The 4,324-nt window shown below is 66.0% G+C and carries 3 protein-coding genes and 1 tRNA gene; 3 read left to right on the top strand and 1 reads right to left on the bottom strand.

Annotation, left to right across the window (positions count from 1 at the left end; genetic code table 11):
• Positions 1-180: 180 nt before the first annotated feature.
• Positions 181-267 (bottom strand) — tRNA-Leu (locus HMPREF3113_RS15025).
• A gap of 128 nt (positions 268-395) precedes the next feature.
• Here HMPREF3113_RS15025 and rnr point away from each other — a divergent pair.
• The 3 genes from rnr (at position 396) to rlmB (ending at position 4,278) form a co-directional block, all read left to right on the top strand.
• Complete coding sequence (rnr, locus tag HMPREF3113_RS15020) at positions 396-2,864, top strand: ribonuclease R (protein ID WP_070473714.1); 2,469 nt, start codon at positions 396-398, stop codon at positions 2,862-2,864.
• Positions 2,865-2,957: 93 nt separating this feature from the next.
• The gene (locus HMPREF3113_RS15015) at positions 2,958-3,434 is read left to right on the top strand and encodes a GFA family protein (RefSeq protein WP_019184368.1); all 477 of its coding nucleotides are present in this window, start codon (positions 2,958-2,960) and stop codon (positions 3,432-3,434) included.
• A gap of 97 nt (positions 3,435-3,531) precedes the next feature.
• Entirely contained in the window at positions 3,532-4,278 is a 747-nt protein-coding gene (gene rlmB / locus HMPREF3113_RS15010) for a 23S rRNA (guanosine(2251)-2'-O)-methyltransferase RlmB (protein WP_019184367.1), read from the top strand.
• Positions 4,279-4,324: the final 46 nt, after the last annotated feature.

The raw sequence follows: 4,324 nt of genomic DNA, 5'->3' as shown, positions 1-4,324 counted from the left end.
TGGGCGACTCAGGAGGAGAATTCTGCGGGAGATCCGGAATTGTGTCAACAGGATTTCGCAGGAAATTTCATTTGCCACGCATTGCAGCGTCATCGCGGTCCATCCCGCGCGAATCGTGCGTGGCGCGGACGCCAGAAACGAAAAAACCCGCTTGCGCGGGTTTGATCATTTTCCGAGTCATGGTGCCCAGGAGAGGACTCGAACCTCCACGGAGTTGCCCCCGCTAGCACCTGAAGCTAGTGCGTCTACCAATTCCGCCACCTGGGCGACTCAGGGGGCGAATTCTGGGCATGTCCGTGAGGCTTGTCAACGGTTTTGTGAAATTTCTTCACAATCCTGCACAGGCAGTGCTGCTGACCGGTTCTGCACACCCGCAGCGGTTACTATTGAGGTCAATGAAACCAAAGAAACCGACCCAGGGCGCGAAAGCCCCCAAGTCCCCGGCGCCCAAGAAGGCAGCCGGTCCGTCGGGCAAGCCCCGCGCTGCCGCCAAGAAGGCCGGCAAGCTGCCACCCTGGATGCCCGAATCCCTGAACACCCCTGAGCCGCCGCGTGGCAACAAGCGGGGCCCCAAGCCCGCGCACGCCGGTCCCATCCCGACCCGTCGCCGCCCGCATCCCACCCCGCTGGACGGTGAAGTGCAGCTGGATCCCTTCGCCGCCCGCGAGGCCGAGCGCTATGCGCAGCCGATCGCCAGCCGCGAGGCGATCCTGCAGCTGCTCGACCGCTGCGATGGCCCGCAGACCGCCGAAGAGATCGCCATCCATCTCGGCCTGACCGAGCCGGACCGCGCCGATGCCCTGGGCAAGCGCCTGGGCGCGATGTGTCGTGACGGCCAGCTGGTGCAGAACCGCCGTGGCGGATTCGCGCCGCTGCAGGCGGTCAACCTGATCACCGGCGTGGTGATCGCCAACCCGGAAGGGTTTGGCTTCCTGCGCCCGGTCGAAGGTGGCGACGATCTGTTCCTGCCGCCGTTTGAAATGCGCAAGGTGCTGCATGGCGACCGCGTGCTGGTCAACGTGACCGGCATCGATCGCCGTGGCCGCCGCGAGGCGAGCATTTCGCGTGTGCTGGAGCGCGGCATGAGCCGCCTGATCGGCCGCTTCAGCGTCGAGTTCGGCATCAACTACGTGGTGCCCGACGACAAGCGCGTGCAGCGCAACGTGCAGATCCCACCCGACCAGACCGGCGATGCCCGGGATGGCCAGCTGGTGGTCTGCGAGCTGACCCAGGCGCCGGATACCCGCCGCCCGCCGATCGGCCGCATCATCGCCGTGCTTGGTGACAAGCTGACCGCGTCGCTGGTGGTGGAAACCGCCATCCACGGCCATGAACTGCCGTTCGAGTTCCCGGCGGAAGTGCTGGCTGAAGCCACCGCAGTGCCGATGGTGGTCACCCCGGAACAGATCGGCCATCGCGAAGACCTGCGCAACACGCCGCTGGTCACCATCGATGGCGAGGATGCCAAGGACTTCGACGACGCCGTTTATTGCGAACCGAATGCCGAAGGCTTCCGCCTGGTCGTGGCGATCGCCGATGTTTCCAACTACGTGCGTCCTGGTACGCCGCTGGATGATGAAGCGCAGAAGCGCGCGACCTCGGTCTACTTCCCGGGCTTCGTGGTGCCGATGCTGCCGGAGACGCTGTCCAACGGCATCTGCTCGCTGATGCCCAAGGTCGACCGCATGTGCTTCGTCTGCGACATGCAGGTCAACCGCGAGGGCGAGGTCATCCACTCGCGCTTCTACGAAGCCGTGATGAATTCGCACGCGCGCCTGACCTACAACCAGGTCTGGGAAGCGGTGGGCGAGAACGACCCGGCCGCGCGCAAGGCGATCGGTCCGCTGATGCCGCAGGTGGATCGCCTGTACCAGCTGTATCACGTGCTGGCCAAAGCCCGTACCCGCCGCGGTGCGATCGAGTTTGAAACCTCCGAAGTGCGCTTCGTGCTGGACAACACCGGCGAAGTCACCCAGGCCGGGATGATGGTGCGCAACGATGCGCACAAGCTCATCGAAGAATGCATGATCGCGGCCAACGTGCAGGCTGCGCGCTACCTGCTGGCCAAGCACGTGCCGGCGCCGTTCCGTGACCATGAGCGCCCGCCGGAATCCAAGTACGCCGACCTGCTCGAGTTCCTGAAGGAATTCAAGCTGAGCCTGCCGCCGTGGTCGAAGGTGCAGCCGGCCGATTTCACCAAGCTGCTCAAGAAGGTGCGCGACCGACCGGACGCAGCACTGCTGGAATCGGTGCTGCTGCGCAGCCAGAGCCTGGCGGTGTATTCGCCGGACAACCTGGGCCACTTCGGCCTGGCACTGGATGCGTACGCGCACTTCACCTCGCCGATCCGCCGCTACCCCGATCTGCTGGTGCACCGTGCGATCAAGCACGCGCTCAGCGGGGCCGCACCGGAGAAGTTCACCTACTCGCCGCGCGAGATGGCGGCATTGGCGCTGCAGTGCTCCGAGCGTGCGCGTCGTGCCGATGAAGCCGAGCGCGAAGTGGACGAGCGTTACCGCGCCGCGTGGATGGAAAAGCACGTCGGTGGCCAGTTCGATGGCGTGATCAGTGGCGTGACCAGCTTCGGCCTGTTCGTGGAACTGGACGAATCCAAGGTCAACGGCCTGGTCCACGTGACCCAGCTGCCGCACGACTATTACCAGTTCGACGCGGTGCGCAAGACGCTCAACGGCGAGCGCCGCGGCAAGATCTACCGTCTGGGCGACCGGGTGCGGATCCTGGTGCTCAAGGCCAGCATGGAAGAGCGCAAGATCGACTTCCGCCTGGTCGAAGAGAAGGACGATTCGCTGCCCGAGCTGCCGCCGCGCGGCCAGCCGGCCAAGCGCCAGAAACAGAAGTATTGATCCACGCGTACCGGCCAAGGGCCGGTACGCGGACCGTCCACCCGCGCCCGCGGGTGGCATGGTGTTTGCCACGGACCCCGTCGGAGCGATCCCATGCCGTCCCTCCCCGAATACAGCGGCGGCTGCCAGTGCGGCGCGATCCGCTTCCATGTGGTCGGTGAGCTGACCCACAGCTCGATCTGCCACTGCCGGATGTGCCAGAAGGCGTTCGGCGCGTACTACGCCCCCCTGGTATCGGTGCGTGGCAGCGAATTCCGCTGGACCCGCGGCGAGCCCCGGCGTTTCCAGTCCTCCAACATGGTCCAGCGCGGCTTCTGCGCCGACTGTGGCACCCCGTTGACCTACGAAGCCCCGGATGGGGTGGCGATCGCGGCGGGCGCTTTCGACGAGCCGGCCCGCCTGCCGCCGACGATCCAGTACGGGATCGAAGCCAAGCTTCCCTTCGTGGACCGTCTGGGCTCGCTGAGCGCGTTGCGCAGCGAGGAGGATGCCGAGGCCGGTGACTTCCTGCTCCATATCGTTTCCCACCAGCACCCCGACCACGACACCAGCGACTGGCCACCCCGCTGAAGGCAGGCCGTGAACGCCCCCCGTGAACGCCCGGCAGGGCAGGGTGGGCCTTGATGCTCTACCATTACCAACCCCTTTACCGGTCCCGCCCCCCGCAATGAGCAAGCAAAGCCAGTGGATCGTCGGCGTCAACGCCGTCGCCTCTTCGATCGAGAATGATGCCGAGAACGTCCGCGAGGTCCTCATCGAGGCCGGTGCGAAGAATCCGCGTCTGACCGAGATCGAGGAAAACGCACGCCGCAAGGGCATCGACGTGCGCAAGGTGAACACCCAGGCGCTGGACGGTGTGGGCGGTTCGGTGCGTCACCAGGGCGTGGCGGCGCGCTACCAGGCCGCGCGGACCTGGGGCGAGAACGAACTGGAAGGGCTGGTCGAAGCGGCCGAGGGCAAGGCCCTGCTGCTGATCCTTGATGAAGTGCAGGATCCGCACAATCTCGGCGCCTGCCTGCGCAGCGCAGCGGCCGCCGGTGCCACGGCGGTGATCATTCCCAAGGACAAGTCGGCCTCGGTCAACGCGACCGTGCGCAAGACCTCGGCCGGCGCGGCCGACCGTATTCCGGTCGTGCAGGTGACCAACCTCTCGCGCTGCCTGAAGGACCTGCAGAAGCTGGGCGTGTGGATCTACGGCCTGGCCGGTGAAGCCACCGAGTCGCTGTACGCGATCGACCTCAAGGGCAACGTGGCGCTGGTGCTGGGCGGCGAAGCCGACGGCCTGCGCCGCCTGACCCGTGAAAACTGCGATGGCCTGGTCAAGATTCCGATGCCGGGCGATATCGAGAGCCTGAACGTCTCCGTCGCCACCGGCGTGAGCCTGTTCGAGGCCGTCCGCCAGCGCGGCCTGTAATCCCTCGCGCGGGGGTAGAGCCGACCGTTGGTCGGCTGCCGACCCA

It is taken from the genome of Stenotrophomonas sp. HMSC10F06 (assembly GCF_001807865.1).
Taxonomy (GTDB): Bacteria; Pseudomonadota; Gammaproteobacteria; order Xanthomonadales; family Xanthomonadaceae; genus Stenotrophomonas; species Stenotrophomonas bentonitica_A.
This window is presented reverse-complemented; position numbering and strand designations above follow the sequence as displayed.

What these genes read in the sequence shown, in the direction of transcription:
- HMPREF3113_RS15015 (WP_019184368.1), top strand. Translation starts at nt 2,958, where the DNA reads ATGCCGTCCCTCCCCGAATACAGCGGCGGCTGCCAGTGCGGCGCGATC.
- rnr (WP_070473714.1), top strand. Translation starts at nt 396, where the DNA reads ATGAAACCAAAGAAACCGACCCAGGGCGCGAAAGCCCCCAAGTCCCCG.
- rlmB (WP_019184367.1), top strand. Translation starts at nt 3,532, where the DNA reads ATGAGCAAGCAAAGCCAGTGGATCGTCGGCGTCAACGCCGTCGCCTCT.